This is a genomic window from Bradyrhizobium sp. P3_C3 (assembly GCF_056402655.1).
Map to the genome: position 1 here is coordinate 179,907 of NZ_JBFUGY010000008.1, position 16,927 is coordinate 196,833.

Below are 16,927 nucleotides of genomic sequence, written 5' to 3' on the forward strand. Positions count from 1 at the left end.
ATTAGAAATTTTGGCACCACCGGCCCCCCGATAGCGGATAGTTGCGCTCCCAGCGACGCCAGATGCTGCCCAAATCGTGCTGAAAACAAGGCAATGCGGAACACGTGCCCGTGTTCGACTGGCATGGTTCCATCACCACAAACGGCGAAGAACCGTCGCACAGTCTCCATCCCCTCGCCTTGCTTTGGTCAAACCCGGCTGGACTCGTGGGTCATCGTGCGGACTCATCGGATTTGGGATGGGTTCACCTCGACAGATCGGCTCGCGCCAATGCGGACGCCCATACTTTAAACACTCGGACTTCAAAGGAGCTGCGATGCTCGCGACGCTGAACTCTAGGCAAATCGTCGATGAGATCGTGAAGGACACGGTCAAGGACAACGATCCGCACGACGCCGTTGAGATTTCACCCGACATGGTGCTGGCTTCGCGCCCCATCAGTGGTGCGCCCGCGTTAGCCCCTGAGATCGCAACCCGTCCAGAGCCGAAAATAGATCCGAAGTTCGCGCCGGAGCGCACCATTAATCCGGAGCCGAAATTCAGTCCCGTCCTGGAGCCGCAGACGGCAGCGCCTTCGGTCGACACCGCCGTGCGCGTCGCCGCCAGCGATGGTCGCCGGCAGAAGCGATCCTCCGCCGGCAAATGGCTGYGCGGCGCGTTCGTCATGATCTTGTTTGCGGGCGGAAGCGCGGCCGCCACTGTCGCCTGGGAGAAACATGGCGACACGGCCAGGCAGATGCTCGCCGAATGGACACCTGCATTGACTGCGTTGACTTCGCTGTTGCCTTCGACATCGCGAACGGCGGCACCGGTGACCGCCGCGCCGGTCACCGCTGCGCAGGCCGCGCCGCCCGCGGAGCCAGTCGCAACGGATCAAGCGGCGGATCAAGCTGCTCAACCTGCGACGCCGCCTCCGGTTCAGGTTGCAGCAGCCGCACCTGTCGCAACACAGCCCGATCCCGCGCAGTCGGTCCAATCGATGACGCGCGATCTCGCAGCGATGGCGCAGCAGATCGAAGCGCTCAAGGCCAACATCGCCGAGCTGAAGGCCGGGCAGGAGCAGATGGCGCGCGAGATGGCAAAACCACCCGCGCCAAAGCCGGTGGCTGAGGCCAAGCCGGTCGATCCGCGCGCGCGCGTGTCCACGCTCCCGCCGCGATCTCCGGCGCCTCCGGTTCGCAAGCCGAAGCCGGTCGTGTCGCAAACCTACATGCCGGCCTATTCGCCCGCGCCGCCTGCACCTTCGCAGGCTGCCGCGGTCGCGCCGACGGCAGCACCGGTCGCCACGACGCAAGCCGTTGCCGATGACGACGGACCTGTCGTGCGTCCGCCGATGCCGCTGCGCTAGACCAGGCGCGGGCGACAGCGTCGCTGTCGCGACATTATCAAGCTGTCCGAGTCGATGCGGTGCGTTGAGTCCGGGCAATTACGGAGACCGATATTTCGATCGTCTTCCGTCAAGAGAAAAGGCCGTCGGGATTTATGCCGCCGGCCTTCTCTTGCAGCTGCCGGTTCCCGGAGCCCGGTTCTGCTGCAATTCCATGCCTTATGATCACGTCGACATATTTAATAAAATCTTAACGCACACGAATGCTGCACATGATTTCTGCGCCATAAGCACAGAGATTGCGCGACCTGTTCATTCGAAAATATCGACTCAGTGGTATCATCCGAGATGTGTTGAGACTTCCACTGAAGCTCACGTCGTCACACCGGGGAAATCGAATGCCCTACTATTCCTTCGATCTCGTGGTTGGTGAAGAGTTCAAGAACCAGGGTGGAATCATCCTCGAAGACATCGAGGTCGCTTCCGATCGCGCCGTTCAATTGGCTACCGAGCTGTCGCAAGTGAAGCCGGAGCTGCAACGGAAGGGTTGCGCGGTGCGCGTCACCGATCGCGATCACAACGAGGTCTATCGCACGCCGCTCGATCCCGTGCCGGCCTGGCGACGCTAGGCCACAGCGTTTTCGAGCGATTTGGAAACCGGTTCGCGCAAAAAGCGCGTCGAACCGTGACTCAAAAGCATCGTTCCGAGTCACCGGAACGGGGCCTTAGTCGTCCAGCACCGGCGGCTCGAACCAGTTCGTCAGCGACAATCCGCCGTCGACGACGAAGGCTGCGCCGGTGACGTAACCCGAGAGCTTGTTCGACAGCACCGCAAGCGCCATCGGCGCGAGGTCCTTGGCCTCGCCGAGACGCCCGAGCGGAATGTGCTTCGCCAGCGAGGCATCGGCAACGAACCCGCCCGCCGCGATCGCGCCGGGCACCAGCGCGTTGACGCGGATGCCGTGACGCCCGAGCGTCTTCGCGAGCTCCTTCACCAGCATCGCCATCCCCGCCTTCGCCGTCGAATAATGCGGCAGGTTGCGCGGCGTGCCCGCGTGCAGCGAGGTGAGAAACAGGAACGAGCCCGGCCGTTTCGCAGCGATCAACCGTTTTGCCAGCCCGCGCGCCAGATGGAAGCCGGCATCGAGATTGACGGCATGCATCTCCTGCCAGGTCTTGCGATCGACCGCGAGCGCATGATCGGCCTCACGCCGCGGCGGCGATGCGCTGTGCACGAAATGTGAGACCTCGCCGAGCGCCTCTGCGGCGGCCAGCAGGGCATCGCAAGCGTCTGACCTGGCGAGATCGCCGACCCACGGCACCGCCAGTTCAGGCCTGCCGCTCGCGCTGATCGCCGCGCTCACCCGTTCCAGGCTCACATCGGCGAACACGGTCCGAACGCCCTCGCCGACCAGCGCCTGCGCAATCGCGCGGCCGATGCCGTTGCCTGCGCCGGTGACGAGGGCCGTGTCGCGTGCGGGGTCGAACGGCGTGCTCAACAGGCTCATGTCGCTCTCCGTGGCCAGGACGGGCTGACGATAGCGCACCGTACCGGGGAGCGACAAATACGTCCTGGCACCATTGCGGAGTGGCTTGCCGGACGCTAGCCTCCCAAAAAAACGGAGGAGATACCAAGGATGCGCACCGGTTTCCTGATCGCAGGTCTGTTACTGCTCACCGCGCCGGCCCAAGCGGCGGACCGTGCACGCTCGACCTATGTGACGATGGTCTTGCAGGCCTTCGCCGCCAAGGTGGAATGTCCGAACACCGATCTCGTCTATCAGGACCTCGTGCAGAAGGCGCAGCAGATGCAGCTGCCGGACGGCACCACCGAGAAGGTGCGCAAGGCGATCGCCTGGATGCACACCGGCGGCAAGATGGGTGAGAAGCAGGACGATGATTTGATGGCCGAGGTCGCGGTCGCGACGCAGGCGACCGACATGGACCAGCGCCGCCTCGGCATGCCCGGCTGGTGCGAGGCCCAGAAGACCAACCTCGCCGGCCTGATCCGCAGCAAGGGCGGCTAGGCGCTCTCTCGCGGCGCTAAGCACGCCGTGGCGGAACCGTCGCGGCGGCCAACTATCGTCATAATCCTCGACACCATGCGGCCTCTTCGAATTCGAACAGGAGAGCCCACATGCGGAGTATCCACTTTGTTTTCGCCGGCGCATTTGCGGCCGCCGCTGTGCTGACCGCGCCCGCCCTGGCGAAGAACTCCGATGCCCAGAAAGGCGAGGAAAAATCCACCTCGTCATCCTGCAGTGCTTACCAGCAGGCACCCGACGGCTCGTGGGAACCGCTGCCCTGCAAAGAGACAGGCGAGCGTCCCCAGCCGCAGACACAAAATCGCACTACGCAGCCGGGCGCCGACCGCGGGGAGCGCTGAGCGCGCTGGCCGCGGATCAGCTCTGGTGCGGGCCGCGGATGATCTTCATGGCGTCCTCGATGTGACGCCACTCCTTGGCCTCATCGGCCTCGCCGCGGCCCTCACAGGCCTGCGCCTGCTCGGCGGCCTTCGCAATCGCAGCGAAACCATGTTTTTCCAGCATCTGGCGCGCGATGGTGTGGACCTGGATCTCGGATATCATGGGCGCTCTCCTGTTCAGGAAACCGCAGCGCCTGGCTTGGCGCTCCGCGGCCTCTGACAACGATTTCGCCGCAGGTCCCGTTCCGCCCACGACCGATCACATCGGCAGGCCTGGAATTTGACGTGACGAGCAAGCAAGACAAAGGCGGTCCGCTATGCCCAGCGGACCGCCTTCTCACCCACCCCAAATTTGCAGTGTACCGGCCGGATCCCCTACCCGACCGCCGCGCGCTTGCGCTCCAAATCGTTCGGCACCTCGATATCGACCTCCAGGGTCGATACCTCGTCGCCGCGCTCGAGCCGGACGATGACCTTGGTCGGGTCCAGCGTGACGTGCCTGGACACGACAGCAAGAATTTCCTCGCGCAGCACGCCGAGCAGATCGGGCTGGCCGCGCAATCCGCGTTCATGGGCAAGCAGGATCTGCAGCCGTTCGCGTGCGACGGGTGCCGAGGCCTTCTTGCCGCGGAGAAGCCGAAGCAGACCCATGCTCATGCAGCCCTCCGTCGCAGCAGACGATCCATGAAGCGCCTGCGCTCGGCCGGAACCTGCATCGCCACGGTGTCGCCGCACAGCCGCCGCGCCGCGTCGATATAGGCCCGTGCGGGTGCGCCGTCCACGTTCGACAGCGTCACCGGCGTGCCGACATTGGAGGCCTTCAACACGTCCTGGCTCTCGGGGATGATGCCGAGCAAGGGCGTTGCGAGGATTTCGAGGATGTCGTCGATGGTCAGCATCTCGCCGCGCGCGGCGCGCGAGGCATCGTAGCGGGTGATGAGAATGTGCTTCTGGACGTGCTCGCCCTTCTCGGCCCGCACCGTCTTGGAATCGAGCATGCCGATGATGCGGTCGGAATCGCGCACCGAGGAGACTTCCGGATTGGTGACGATCACGGCCTCGTCCGCAAAGCGCATCGCCATGGAGGCGCCGCGCTCGATGCCGGCCGGGCTGTCGCAGATCACCCAGTCGAAGCGGTCGCGCAAATCGTCGATGACCTTGCCGACGCCCTCTTCCGTCAACGCGTCCTTGTCGCGGGTTTGCGAGGCCGGCAGCAGCCAGAGATTCTCCAGCCGCTTGTCGCGGATCAGCGCCTGCGGCAGCTTTGCGACACCCTGCACCACGTTGATGAGATCGAACACGACGCGGCGTTCGGCGCCCATGACGAGGTCGAGGTTGCGCAGGCCGACGTCGAAATCGACGACGACGACCTTGTCGCCGCGCTGCGCCAGCGCAGCCCCCAACGCGGCGGTCGTCGTTGTCTTGCCGACCCCGCCCTTGCCTGATGTCACGACCAGTACCTTACTCATCTGAAATGTCTCCTTTGCTGGTCAGTTCAGTGCTGTAATTCGCATGGTATTCCCCTGCAGCCAGGCCTGCGCCGGCTTGCCGCGCAAAGCGGCGTCGATGTCGTCCGCAGTCTGGTAAAATCCATCAATTGCAAGCAGTTCAGCCTCGATCTTCTGACAATAGATGCGGGCGCTCGTGTGCCCATTGACCCCCGCCATGGCACGGCCGCGGAGCGCGCCGTAGATGTGGATGGAACCGCCGGCGACGACTTCGGCGCCGGAGCCGACCGAGCCCAGAATGGTGACGTCGCCTTCCGGGAAGATCACGGTCTGGCCCGAGCGCACCGGGCTATCGAGCAGGAGCGAGGTCGGCTTGGTTACGGCCTTCGCCTCGGCCTTCTTCGGCGCGCTCGGCTCGACCACGCAGCTGCGCCCTCCCGAGAGCAGCGGCGGCATCGTCGGCGTCAGCCGGCCCTCCTCCACCCCCTCGATCCCGAGCACCCGGATGTTGCGATCCTGGAGGCTCGTGAGCAGATGGGCGATGCCGGACTGGCTGAGATCGACCGAGGACAGATCGATCACCACGGGCCGGCCGGCGAAGAAGCCCGGCGAGCGCGCGATCGTGGCGTCGATCTCCTGCAGCCAGTCCTGGATCGGAACCGTCGGCACGAACACGAAGGCCACGTAGGAGCGCCCGCGCAGGCGAACCATTTGGCGTTGGACTTTTGCTGCAGCCTCCATAGCGGCCGACTCGATCCCTGTTATTGAATGGTTAACGATGCGGCGGATTTGGTTAATGACGGGTTAATTTCTCCATGGGTTACGTGGGTTGGTGGTGGATTGGCGCTGGCTCTCACCACGTCGTCATTGCGAACGCAGCGAAGCAATCCAGACTGCCGATGCCGAAAGACTCTGGATTGATTCGTCGCTGCGCTCCTCGCAATGACTGCGCCCCGCCCCTCCTTCTTCACCTCTGCTCGCGTCGATTTTGATCGCAGCCCCAATCATCCCGCATTGACATGCCCATGGCATCTGGCTTCGATCCGCGTCCCCCGGATATGGAGCCCGAGCATGCCAATTCAGTCTTCCATCAGGCGCAAGACCGCGCCGGACATCCGTGCACGCAAGCGGGGCGAACCGATCGTGATGCTGACGTCCTATCACGCGCATACGGCCGCACTGGTGGATCGGCATTGCGACGTCATCCTGGTCGGCGATTCCCTTGGCAACGTCATGCACGGCTTCGAGACAACGGTGCCGGTTACGCTCGACATGATGATCCTTCAGGGCGCCGCGGTGATGCGCGGCTCGAAGCAGGCGCTGGTCGTCGTCGACATGCCGTTCGGCTCGTATGAAGCTTCCAGGGAGCAGGCGTTCAACTCCGCGGTGCGGATCATGAAGGAAACGCAATGCGGCGCAGTGAAGCTCGAAGGCGGCGTCCGCATGGCCGAGACGATTGCATTCCTGACCGGGCGCGGCATCCCGGTAATGGGTCATATTGGCCTCACGCCGCAATCCATCAACACGCTCGGTTCGTTTCGTGCCCAGGGCCGCAACGAGGTGGACTGGGCCCCGATCGAGGACGATGCGAAGGCCGTCGCCGATGCCGGTGCATTCTCGGTCGTCGTCGAGGCCGTGGCCGAACCGTTGGCGCGCAAGATTACGGAGACGATTGCCATTCCCACCATCGGCATCGGTGCGAGCGCTGCCTGCGACGGTCAGGTGCTCGTGCTCGAGGATATGCTCGGGCTGTCGCCACGCACCCCGAAATTCGTCCGGCGGTACGGCAATCTTGGTCCGGCCATCGAAGCGGCGATCGAAGGCTATGCCGCCGACGTGCGGTCACGCGCCTTTCCCGGGCCCGAACACGTCTACGAGATGAAGAAAAGCTGACGATATGCGGCAAGCGGTCGAGGGCTGCTCGCGACAAGCCGAGATACGCACTGCTTGAAATCGCAGCGCAACTACCTCACGCGTTCTGGCACAAACTGCATAGCCGGCATCGCGGCATCGTTCTACTCTCACTGCAAGGTCTTACCGCTGCGCGCGTGATGCCCGCGTGACGCAGAATATTCGGCTGTTGCGGAGAGAAAACGATGCCGAAGATGCCGGCGACCTCCCTCGTGGCCTCAACCCTCCTCACCATCATCACATCGACAAGTCCCGGCTGCGGCCAGGACTCCAAAGCGCCTCCCCTCGTCAACCAGATCAACAATGGCAACTGGCTCCCACAAAGCGAAGCCGAGGCGATGCGCGACGAGCTGTATTATCAGCGCGCCGTGCAGGTTTACATGAGCATGCTGCCCGCTCTCAACACGATCGGCATGCGCGATGGGTCGGAGGCGATGTTCGGCAAGGGCTATAATGTGCTGCCGATCTGGAAACAGCGGATGGATGCGCGGACCTGGGTCCCGACACCTAATGCCGACGTTATCTATTCCATGAGCTATCTCGATCTCAAGGAGACCGGCCCGCTGGTCGTCGCCGCGCCGCCCAACGTCATCGGCATGTTCACCGATTTCTTCCAGCGCACTCTCACCGACGTCGGCGCGGTTGGCCCCGATCGAGCGCGGGGCGGCCTCTATCTCTTGCTCCCGCCGGATTACGAGGGCGAAATTCCGCAGGGCTACTTCGCGTTCAAGTCGAAGACCAACAACGTGTTCCTGTTCTTCCGCACCATTATGGCGAAGGGCGACAACGGTCCGGATCCGAAACCCGCAGTAGCGCTTGCCGAACAGACGCGCGTCTACCCGCTGTGGACCCCGGAAAAGAACGTCAAGCCGATGCAATTTCCAGACGCCAGCGGCAAGCGCATCAACATGATGTATCCGGTCGACAATACGTACTGGACCAAGCTCAAGGCGTTTGTGGATTATGAGCCGGTCTCGGCGATCGATCCGGAGTCGCGCGGCACGCTGGCTGCGATCGGCATCATCAAGGGGCAGCCGTTCAACCCGACCGCGAAGGAGCAGGAGCTGCTGCAAAAGGCCGTCACGACGGCGCCGAAGATGATCATGGCGCAGCGCCAGCTTGGCCGGCCGGACAAACGCGATCTCTACTACAACGACCGGCAATATCTGAACACCTGGGCAGCCGGCACCGCCGAATGGCTCCAGGACGGCTATCTCGATGTGGCGCAGCGAGCGAGCTACTTCCAGATCGCCTATTCGACGGCCTCGGCGATGGTGATGCGGACGATCAACAGCGGCTCCAAATATCCGTTCGCGGTCAGGGACGCGAATGGCGAATTCCTGAACGGGTCGAACACCTATAAACTGCATCTGCCGCCGAACCCGCCGGCCGCATTGTTCTGGGCCGTGACCGCCTACAACATCACCGATGGCACCATGGTCGAGGCACCACAGCTGATGCCGTCGATCAACGGCTACAACAAGGTGGCAACCAACAGCGATGGCTCGATCGACCTGTGGTTCGCGACGGAAAAGCCCGCTGACGCGCCGGCGTCGAACTTCATCCAGACCGTCAGCGCTCGAAATTTCCTCGTCGCGTTACGCCTCTACGGCACTGGGGTCGAGTTCTACGACCAGACCTGGAAACCGGACGACGTCGTCAAGGTGAAATGAGATCGCGCGAGGTCACGGCGCACCCTGGGCCGCGACCTCCGCCACCGGGTTACGGGTGCCCTACTTCTTCACCTTGCTCGCATCCATCTTGACGGCGGGATCGAGCATCTTCGTCGTGAACGCCGTCGTCACGTCGAACGGCTTCTCCATACCGAGATAGGTCTGGACCAGCTCATAGTCCTTCTTCATCCGCTCGCCGTCGATCCAGCCGAGACCCTTGGTGGTCGTGAACTCGTCGGTCATCAAATACTTGATGCGCTCCCACTGCCGCTCCTGGTTCTCCTTGTCGTGGCCGGAGACCTGGTCGAGCAGCGCCTTCAGGCACGGCGTGACGTCGGCGACGCAGGCCGCAAAGGCCTTCTGCGAGATGCGGACGAACTCCTCGACCAGCTTCGGGTTCTTCTGCAGATAGGCGCCATTGACGATCAGCGAATTGCCGTAGGGGTTGAGCCCGATGTCCTTCCAGTTGACGAAGCCGAGATCGCTTCCGAACTCCGTCACCTTCAGATCGTGCTCGTTGTAGAAATCGCTGATGATGTCGACGGTATGGCTCTTCAGCGCGGCGATCTTCGCGGTCGGGCCGATATTGACGAAGCTGACGGCATCAGGCGCGATGCCTGCGGCCTTGGCAAAGGCCGGCCACATCACGCGCGAGGCGTCGCCGGGCGGGTTGCCGATCTTGTGGCTCGGAAAATCCTTGACGCCATTCACGCCGTAGCTCTTCAGCCAATAAAACGTCTGGCCGGTGTTGGCGTAGATGCTCATCAGCGCGACGTCGTCCGCGCCCTTGCTCTTGGCGACCAGCATGGTGGCGAGATCGGCGATGCCGAACGGCGAGCCGCCGGAGCCGACCTTGGCAGCGGAGACGCCGGAGCCCTTGCCGACCTCGATGGTCAGGTCGATGCCGGCCTTCTCGTACCAGCCCTGCGCCTTGGCGTAATAGAACGGCGAATGGTCGGCCGTCGGCGTCCAGTTCAGGATCAGGTTGACCGCCTCGCCCGCGCTCGCCGGCACCGCCGGCACACCGAGCATCAGGGCCAAAGCCAAAGCCGAGCCCGCAGCCTGCAAACGCTTCATCGCATCCCTCCTCATTGCCGCGACCCGGCTTGTCGCTCTCCCCGTGTGAGGATACCAATGCAACAAGCCCGCCCTCGACTTGTCAACTGTCTGGTTGGAAATGCCCGCAAAACGTTCAGGCGACACCGTGCCGCAGCGGCGCGATCCCGTCGCCACCCGCAAGAAGCTGCTCACGGCGGCGCGCCTGGAGTTCGCCCGGCACGGCTTTGCCGGCGCCCGCGTCGACGAGATCGCCGAGCGCGCCGGGGTCAACAAGCAGCTCGTCTACCACTACTTCGGCGACAAGGACGCGCTCTATCTCGCCGTTCTCGAATGGGTCTACGCCGACATCCGCGAGCAGGAGCGTCAGCTCAACCTCGAAGGCCTGCCGCCGGAAAAGGCGATCCGGAAGCTGATCGAGGCCTCGTTCGATTACCTCGCAACAAACCCCGATTTCATCGTGCTTCTGAACGACGAGAACCGCGGTGGCGCCCGCCACGTCCGCGGCTCGACCCGGCTGGAGGCGATGCATTCGCCGCTGGTGAAGAGCGTCTCCCACATCCTCCACGAGGGCGTTCGCACCGGCGTGTTCCGCAAGGGGATCGACCCGATCCAGCTCTATATCTCGATCGCGGGCCTCAGCTATTTCTACCTCTCCAACACGCCGACGCTGTCGGCKATCTTCGGCAAGGACCTGTCGAGCCGGGCGGCAAGGCGCGCCCGCCGCAGGCATGTCGTCGACCTCTTGCTGCATTCGCTCCGGCCCTAATCAACCAACTGGTTGAAACTTCCCGCAAGGCCGGTTAGGCTGACGAACAGCGGCAAGGTGGCCGCTGGCAACAGGGAGCAACCGGTGACCGGAGACGGCGCACGCACCTCGCGCAGCTTTGCGATCATCCTGATCGTGCATCTCGCCGTGCTCGTGCTCTGGCAGGTCGCGGTCGATGCCTTCCACGTGCCGAAATTCATCCTGCCTTCCCCGCTGGCGACGGTGCAGACGCTGGGCACCGCGAACTATGCCTGGGGCGCCAACACGCTGGTCACGGCGATCGAGATCCTCGGCGGCTTCGCGCTCGGCGCGTTCGTCGGCGTCGCGCTGGCGGTGATTTTCAGCTGGGCACCGCTGCTGAGCCTCGTGCTGCTGCCGCTGTTCGTGACGATGAACATGATCCCGAAGGTCGCGCTCGGCCCGCTCTTCATCGTCTGGTTCTCCTACGGCATCGTGCCGAACATTTTGATCGCCTTCAGCATCTGCTTCTTCCCGATCCTGCTGACCACCGCGCGCGGCCTGCGCGAGGTCGAGCCGGACCTGCTCGACCTCGTCAAATCGCTGCGCGGCTCGCGCTGGACGCTGTTCCGCAAGATCCAGTTGCCGGGATCGCTGCCTTACGTGTTCTCCGGCATGAAGGTCGGCGCCATCCTCGCGGTGGCCGGCGCCATCGTCGGCGAGTTCATCGCCTCCGAGCGCGGGCTCGGCTATCTCATGATCCAGGTTCAGTCGTCGCTCGACACGCCCGCGATGGTGATGGCCGTCGTGCTGCTAACCCTGCTCGGCGTCGCTCTCTACGGCCTGGTCCTCGCCCTCGAACGCATGTTCGTGGTCGGCGATGCCAGGCAAACTTGAAACGGCAGAACGAACGACAAGGACCGATCCATGCTGCTCACCCGCCAGACACTGCCGAAGACCATCCCGGATATCGCAGCCCTCGACGATCTCCTGTGCCGGCCGACCCAGGCGCTGATCGACGACCTCAAGAAGGTCGAGGGCGACATCATGATCCTCGGCGTCGCCGGCAAGATGGGACCGACGCTGGCGGGGCTCGCGAAAGCCGCAGCACCCGATCGCCGCGTCATCGGCGTCGCCCGCTTCAGCGACGCGAGCGTCAAGGACTGGCTGCACGCGCGCGGCGTCGAGACGATCAATTGCGATCTGATGGACGAGACCGCAATTCAGGCATTGCCGAAGGCGCCGAACATCGTCTTCATGGCCGGCCGCAAGTTCGGCGCCGAGGGCGACCTGTCGCTGACCTGGGCGATGAACGCGCATGTGCCGGCCCTCGTCGCGCAGGCCTTCCCGGCGTCGCGTATCGTGGCGTTCTCGACCGGCTGCATCTATCCCTTCGTCCCCGTCGACGACAAAGGCGCGACCGAGGACATGGCGCCGAATCCGCCCGGCGAATACGCCCAGTCCTGCGTCGGCCGCGAGCGCATGTTCGAATATTTTTCGCGCAAGTTTACGACGCCGGGCCGACTGTTCCGGCTCAATTACGCGATCGACATGCGCTATGGCGTGCTGCACGACATCGCGACAAAGGTGCTCACGGGCACCCCGATCGACGTCGGTCTCGGCCACGTCAATTTCATCTGGCAGGGCGATGCGTCCGCGCAGGCGCTGCGGTGCCTTGCGCATTGCACCGCGCCGACCTCGCCGATCAATGTCAGCGGCCACGAGATTTTGGCGGTGCGAGATCTCGCAGCAAAATTCGGCGCGCGCTTCGGCCGCGCGCCGGTGCTGACAGGCAAGGAAGAGCCGACGGCTTGGCTCACCGACACGTCCAGGGCGGTCGAGCTGTTCGGCCTGCCCGTGGTCGACACCGAGCAGTTGATCGCCTGGACCGCGGACTGGGTGTCCCGCGCCATGCCAAGCCTCGGCAAGCCCACCAAATACGAGGTGCGCGATGGACGCTACTGACGGTTCGCCCATCCTCAAGCTCGGCGTCGACGACGCGATCGCCGGGCTGGTGCTGTCGACGGAAGCGCACTGGAACCAGACCGAGGAGGACTGGCGAATCTTCCTGCACGAGGGCGTGGTGTTCGGTATTCGCGACGGCCTACGGCTGGTCGCGACCGCGGCGCTGCTGCCCTATTCCGGCAACAACGCCTGGATCAGCATGGTGCTGGTATCGGGCACGCATCGCCGCCGCGGCCTCGCCACCCGTCTCGTCGATGCCTGCCTGGAAACCGCGCGCAAGAACGGGCTGACGAGCTGGCTCGACGCGACGCCCGACGGCGCCGCCGTCTACGGCCCGCTCGGCTTCACGCCGACGCTGCAATTGCGCCGGCTGAAGCTGGTGAAATCCGGGCGAGCCGAAGCCCCACCGCCTTCATCGGCGACCATCGATGCGCTGCGGGCGCGGGACCGGCGCACCACCGGTTTCGACCGCACCGCGCTCCTCTCCGCCATCGCCCTGCGCTCCGGCTCACGTATCGTCGCCGCGCATGGCGCCATCGCGCTGGTTCGCGACGGCCGAACCGCGCGCCATATCGGGCCGTTGCTTGCCAACAATGCCGCGCCGGCGCTGGCCCTGGTTCATGCGATCACGCGCTCCGAGACCGGCCCGATTCTGATCGATGCCGTTGCGTCGCAAGCCGCATTCCTGGACGGATTGACCGCCTCGGGCTGGACCATCGAGCGGCCGTTCCAGCGCATGCGGTTCGGCCCCGCCACCACCGCTGCCAAGGATACGCCATTCGCCGTCGCCGGCCCTGAATTCGGATAGGACATCATGCACCACAGCCAGATCAACAGCGACGTCCGCAAGCTGATCGCCGACGGCACCGTGCTGCCGGCTCACCCCCTCGCGCTCACGGCGGAGCGCCAGCTCGACAAGAAGCATCAGCGCGCGCTGACGCGCTACTACATCGACGCCGGCTCGGGCGGCCTTGCGGTCGGCGTCCACACCACGCAATTTGCGATCCGGGACGTCGGCCTCTACCGTCCCGTGCTCGAGCTCGCCGCCGAGACCGCTGCGAACTGGACCAAGCGTCCGCTGGCGATGGTCGCGGGCCTCGCCGGCCCGACCCGGCAGGCAGCGGCTGAGGCCCGCACCGCGCGCGATATCGGCTATCACGCGGGGCTCCTCAGCCTCGCCGCGATGAAGAGCGCCTCCGAGGATGAGATCATTGCGCATTGCACGGCGGTCGCCGCCGAGATCCCGCTGGTCGGCTTCTATCTCCAGCCGGCCGTCGGCGGCGTCATCCTGTCGAGCCGGTTCTGGCAGCGCTTCGCCGCGATCGACAATGTGATCGCGATCAAGATCGCGCCGTTCAACCGCTATCGCACGCTCGACGTGCTGCGCGGCGTCGCAGCCGCCGGTGCGCTCGACCGCGTCGCGCTCTACACCGGCAACGACGACCACATCCTGCTCGACCTGATGCTGCCGTTCGATCTGCGCGACAACGGCATCACCACGCGCACCTACTTCAAAGGCGGTCTGCTCGGCCATTGGTCGGTGTGGACCGCGAGCGCCATCAAACAGTTCGAGCGCTGCAAGGCGGCGCGGCACAAGGAGACCGTGCCGGCCGATCTGCTCGCCCTCGATGCCCGCGTCACCGACTGCAACAGCGCGTTCTTCGACGTCGCCAACAATTTTCACGGCTGCATCGCCGGTTGCCACGAAGTGCTGCGGCGTCAGGGCCTGATGCAGGGCCTGTGGTGCCTCGACCCGAACGAGGGCCTCAGCCCCGGCCAGAAGCAGGAGATCGACCGCGTCTATCGCGAGCACGCCGACCTCGGCGACGATGCGTTCGTCGCCTCCAATCTGAGCAAATGGCTGGCATGAGCGCCGAGCCCTTCATCAGCCTGAGCGGCGTCCGAAAGATCTATCGCAGCGGCGGCGCCGAGTTCCTGGCGGTGTCCGACGTCACGATGGACGTGCAGGAAGGTGAGCTCGTCTCGCTGGTCGGCCCCTCCGGCTGCGGCAAGACCACAGTGATGAAKATCCTGGCCGGCTTGCACGGCGCCGACGGCGGCACCGTCAGAATTGGCAACGCCAAAAGCCCGTTCGATCCGACCCGCGATATCGGCATGGTGTTCCAGCAGGCGCTGCTGCTGAAGTGGCGCACCATCCTGGACAACGTGCTGTTGCCGGCCGAGATCGTTGGCCTGCCGATCAAGGCCGCGCGCGAGCGGGCGCGCGATCTGATCAACCTGGTTGGGCTTGCCGGCTACGAGCAGAAATATCCGCGAGAGCTCTCGGGCGGCATGCAGCAGCGCACCGCGATCGCGCGGGCCTTCATTCACGATCCAAAACTGATCCTGATGGACGAGCCGTTCGGGGCGCTGGACGCCTTGACGCGCGAGCAGATGAATCTGGAGATGCTGCGGATCTGGCGCGAGAGCGGCAAGACCATCATCTTCGTCACGCATTCGATCCAGGAAGCCGTGTTCCTGTCCTCGCACTGCGCCGTGCTGACGGCGGGACCGGCGAAGATGGCCGACTACTTCCCGATCGACCTGCCCTTCCCGCGCGACCTTCCGCTCAAGACGACCGACGCGTTCGGCGCCTATGCGCGGCGCATCTATGCGAAGCTGGGGTTGGGGGCGGCGTAAGACGGCCACACGAAAGGTGCCGTAGGGTGGGCAAAGCGACTTGTCCGCCGTAGCTCGAAGAGCGAAGGCGGAAGCGTGCCCACCATTGCACGTGACGCAAAGAACGTGGGCACGGCGCAAGTGCGCCTTTGCCCACCCTACGAGAGCGGGGCGCGGCGTAGTCACCGCGCCCTGCTCGTCATCAAGTCTTATTCCGCATCTTGCTGAGCAGATAGTTGTCGTAGAAATTCTCCGCGATCTGCGTGTAGAACAGCAGCTCCTTCATATAGGCGTCGTGGCTTTCCTTGGTGCGCTTGAACAGGTCGCTCTTGGCGGCGAGCTCGTTCAGGTGCTCCTGGGTCGCGTTGTAGCAGGCTTCCAGCACAGGCTGCGGGAACGCCTTCAGCTCCGCGCCGTTGGCGATGAGCCGCTTCAGGGCCGCCGGATTCACGCTGTCGTATTTCTCCAGCATCCAGGCGCCGGCCGCCGAGGCAGCCTGATTGACGATCGCCTGATACTGCTTCGGCAAGCTCGCCCACTTCTCGTCATTGACGATCATGTGCAGCATCGCGCCGCCCTCCCACCAGCCGGGGAAGTAATAGTACTTGGCGACCTTCTGGAAACCGAGCTTCTCGTCGTCATAGGGACCGACGAATTCAGCGGCGTCGATCGAGCCCTTCTCCAGCGCCGCATAAACGTCGCCGCCGGCGAGCTGCTGCGGCACGATGCCGAGTCTGGCCAGCACATGACCGCCCATGCCGGCGATGCGGAATTTGAGCCCCTTGAGATCGTCGACGGTCTTGATCTCCTTGCGGAACCAGCCACCCATCTGGGTGCCGGAATTGCCGCAGAGGATGGCGTGCGTCTTGAACGGCTTCAGCGCCTCGTTGGTGAGGTCGGCGCCGCCGCCGAAATACCACCAGGACTCCTGGTGGCGATGGTTCATGCCGAACGGCGCGCCGGTGGCGTAGGCCAGCGCCGGCTCCTTGCCGATGTAGAAATACAGCGGCGTCTGCGCCATCTCGACGGACGCGACGCTGACGGCATCGAGCGCCTGGAGGCCGGGGACGAGCTCGCCGGCCGCAAAGGTCTGGATCTGGAATTTGTTGTCGGTGGCTTCCGCGACGTATTTCGCAAAGGTCTGCGCCGTGCCGTAGATGGTGTCGAGCGACTTGGGGAAGCTCGAGGTCAGGCGCCATTTGATCTCGGGCGCGCCTTGCGCAATCGCAGGTGCAGCAACCAGCGTCGTCGCGCCGGCGACCGCGCCGCCCTTGAGGAATGTACGGCGTTTCATGTTGGGGTCTCTCCCTGGAAGTAAGTTTCAAACATATCGGGGTCTGGCCACGGTCTTCGCGGACCGTTTGCCCGTTCCTATAGCGGAGTTCAAGCTGGGAGCGGAAGGCCTGCTGGCGTCCGTAGCCCGGATGGAGCGCAGCGCAATCCGGGCGACGAGAGCGCGTCGAAAGGCCGCTCAGAGCAGCTTCGCGCTCACGAACAGCGCGCGCACGGCGTTGGTCGCTTGCACCGCGAGCATGGCGTTGTCGGCGGCGCCTTCGAGCGCCGCGACCGCCTCTTCATGGAGCGAGCGGAATTCCATCCACTCGACCGATTTGAAGTTGGTGAGGAATTGATAGGCCTGGCCGACGGTCGCAATCGCCAGCGTGTCGCCGTTCAGCTTGATCTTGAACGTCGTACGCAGCGGGGTCTCGGAAGTCTGGGGATCACTCATGGGCTGCTTCTGGACGAGGTCGGCTTAACGAAGGGGAAACGGCAGCC

20 protein-coding genes are annotated in these 16,927 nt (G+C 64.3%); 12 read left to right on the forward strand and 8 right to left on the reverse strand.

The features are described from left to right. Nucleotides 1-316: 316 nt before the first annotated feature. Nucleotides 317-1,348, forward strand: a complete 1,032-nt coding sequence (locus AC1DW2_RS12130; protein ID WP_477006117.1) for a hypothetical protein — start codon at nt 317-319, stop codon at nt 1,346-1,348. 377 nt (nt 1,349-1,725) lie between these two features. Further along, nucleotides 1,726-1,956, forward strand: a complete 231-nt coding sequence (locus tag AC1DW2_RS12135; protein ID WP_027530842.1) for a DUF6894 family protein — start codon at nt 1,726-1,728, stop codon at nt 1,954-1,956. A 96-nt stretch (nt 1,957-2,052) separates the two neighbouring features. Here AC1DW2_RS12135 and AC1DW2_RS12140 read toward each other — a convergent pair whose 3' ends face one another. Next, entirely contained in the window at nt 2,053-2,835 is a 783-nt protein-coding gene (locus AC1DW2_RS12140) for an SDR family NAD(P)-dependent oxidoreductase (RefSeq protein WP_477006118.1), read from the reverse strand. 129 nt (nt 2,836-2,964) lie between these two features. Here AC1DW2_RS12140 and AC1DW2_RS12145 point away from each other — a divergent pair, with 129 nt between their 5' ends. Together AC1DW2_RS12145 and AC1DW2_RS12150 are read left to right on the forward strand one after the other, a co-directional pair. Further along, nucleotides 2,965-3,354: a hypothetical protein gene (locus AC1DW2_RS12145; RefSeq protein WP_283018709.1), complete on the forward strand. Its 390-nt coding sequence runs from the start codon at nt 2,965-2,967 to the stop codon at nt 3,352-3,354. 110 nt (nt 3,355-3,464) lie between these two features. Beyond that, nucleotides 3,465-3,713, forward strand: coding sequence for a hypothetical protein (locus AC1DW2_RS12150; protein WP_231144930.1), 249 nt, complete (start codon nt 3,465-3,467; stop codon nt 3,711-3,713). Nucleotides 3,714-3,729: 16 nt separating this feature from the next. Here the strand turns inward: AC1DW2_RS12150 and AC1DW2_RS12155 are convergent, their stop codons facing one another. The 4 genes from AC1DW2_RS12155 to minC form a co-directional block, all read right to left on the reverse strand. Then, nucleotides 3,730-3,915 (reverse strand): hypothetical protein, encoded by a 186-nt coding sequence (locus AC1DW2_RS12155; protein WP_028161169.1) that lies wholly within the window; start codon nt 3,913-3,915, stop codon nt 3,730-3,732. Nucleotides 3,916-4,127: 212 nt separating this feature from the next. Then, nucleotides 4,128-4,409, reverse strand: a complete 282-nt coding sequence (gene minE, locus AC1DW2_RS12160; RefSeq protein ID WP_063983590.1) for a cell division topological specificity factor MinE — start codon at nt 4,407-4,409, stop codon at nt 4,128-4,130. Continuing rightward, nucleotides 4,406-5,221: a septum site-determining protein MinD gene (gene minD / locus AC1DW2_RS12165; RefSeq protein WP_063983591.1), complete on the reverse strand. Its 816-nt coding sequence runs from the start codon at nt 5,219-5,221 to the stop codon at nt 4,406-4,408. Before minD ends, minE begins: the two co-directional genes overlap by 4 nt. Before the next feature lie 21 nt (nt 5,222-5,242). Then, nucleotides 5,243-5,941: a septum site-determining protein MinC gene (minC, locus tag AC1DW2_RS12170; RefSeq protein ID WP_063983592.1), complete on the reverse strand. Its 699-nt coding sequence runs from the start codon at nt 5,939-5,941 to the stop codon at nt 5,243-5,245. 330 nt (nt 5,942-6,271) lie between these two features. On the opposite strand from minC, the gene panB reads away from it, so the two are divergent. Further along, nucleotides 6,272-7,093 carry a 3-methyl-2-oxobutanoate hydroxymethyltransferase gene (panB, locus tag AC1DW2_RS12175; RefSeq protein ID WP_477006119.1) on the forward strand — a complete coding sequence of 274 codons (822 nt, stop codon included), beginning with the start codon at nt 6,272-6,274 and terminating at the stop codon, nt 7,091-7,093. Nucleotides 7,094-7,296: 203 nt separating this feature from the next. Next, a complete protein-coding gene (locus tag AC1DW2_RS12180; RefSeq protein ID WP_477006120.1) occupies nt 7,297-8,784 on the forward strand; it encodes a DUF1254 domain-containing protein in 1,488 nt (495 codons plus the stop codon). A gap of 60 nt (nt 8,785-8,844) precedes the next feature. Here the strand turns inward: AC1DW2_RS12180 and AC1DW2_RS12185 are convergent, their stop codons facing one another. After that, nucleotides 8,845-9,861, reverse strand: a complete 1,017-nt coding sequence (locus AC1DW2_RS12185) for an ABC transporter substrate-binding protein (protein WP_477006121.1) — start codon at nt 9,859-9,861, stop codon at nt 8,845-8,847. Between the two features lie 100 nt (nt 9,862-9,961). On the opposite strand from AC1DW2_RS12185, the gene AC1DW2_RS12190 reads away from it, so the two are divergent. From AC1DW2_RS12190 to AC1DW2_RS12215, 6 genes are all read left to right on the forward strand, one after another. Next, on the forward strand, nt 9,962-10,609 hold the full coding sequence (locus AC1DW2_RS12190; protein WP_063983595.1) for a TetR/AcrR family transcriptional regulator: 648 nt from the start codon (nt 9,962-9,964) through the stop codon (nt 10,607-10,609). An 84-nt stretch (nt 10,610-10,693) separates the two neighbouring features. Beyond that, entirely contained in the window at nt 10,694-11,464 is a 771-nt protein-coding gene (locus AC1DW2_RS12195) for an ABC transporter permease (RefSeq protein WP_208086548.1), read from the forward strand. A 30-nt stretch (nt 11,465-11,494) separates the two neighbouring features. Then, the gene (locus AC1DW2_RS12200; RefSeq protein WP_477006122.1) at nt 11,495-12,532 is read left to right on the forward strand and encodes an NAD-dependent epimerase/dehydratase family protein; all 1,038 of its coding nucleotides are present in this window, start codon (nt 11,495-11,497) and stop codon (nt 12,530-12,532) included. Continuing rightward, a complete protein-coding gene (locus AC1DW2_RS12205) occupies nt 12,519-13,340 on the forward strand; it encodes a GNAT family N-acetyltransferase (RefSeq protein WP_477006123.1) in 822 nt (273 codons plus the stop codon). The genes AC1DW2_RS12200 and AC1DW2_RS12205 overlap by 14 nt, the downstream gene beginning before the upstream one ends. Nucleotides 13,341-13,346: 6 nt before the next feature. Further along, the gene (locus AC1DW2_RS12210) at nt 13,347-14,402 is read left to right on the forward strand and encodes a dihydrodipicolinate synthase family protein (RefSeq protein ID WP_477006124.1); all 1,056 of its coding nucleotides are present in this window, start codon (nt 13,347-13,349) and stop codon (nt 14,400-14,402) included. Next, complete coding sequence (locus tag AC1DW2_RS12215) at nt 14,390-15,172, forward strand: ABC transporter ATP-binding protein (protein ID WP_477006125.1); 783 nt, start codon at nt 14,390-14,392, stop codon at nt 15,170-15,172. The genes AC1DW2_RS12210 and AC1DW2_RS12215 overlap by 13 nt, the downstream gene beginning before the upstream one ends. A gap of 181 nt (nt 15,173-15,353) precedes the next feature. Here AC1DW2_RS12215 and AC1DW2_RS12220 read toward each other — a convergent pair whose 3' ends face one another. Together AC1DW2_RS12220 and AC1DW2_RS12225 are read right to left on the reverse strand one after the other, a co-directional pair. After that, entirely contained in the window at nt 15,354-16,445 is a 1,092-nt protein-coding gene (locus tag AC1DW2_RS12220; protein ID WP_028151794.1) for a TRAP transporter substrate-binding protein, read from the reverse strand. A 177-nt stretch (nt 16,446-16,622) separates the two neighbouring features. Beyond that, nucleotides 16,623-16,880, reverse strand: coding sequence for a hypothetical protein (locus AC1DW2_RS12225; protein WP_477006126.1), 258 nt, complete (start codon nt 16,878-16,880; stop codon nt 16,623-16,625). Nucleotides 16,881-16,927 lie beyond the last annotated feature (47 nt).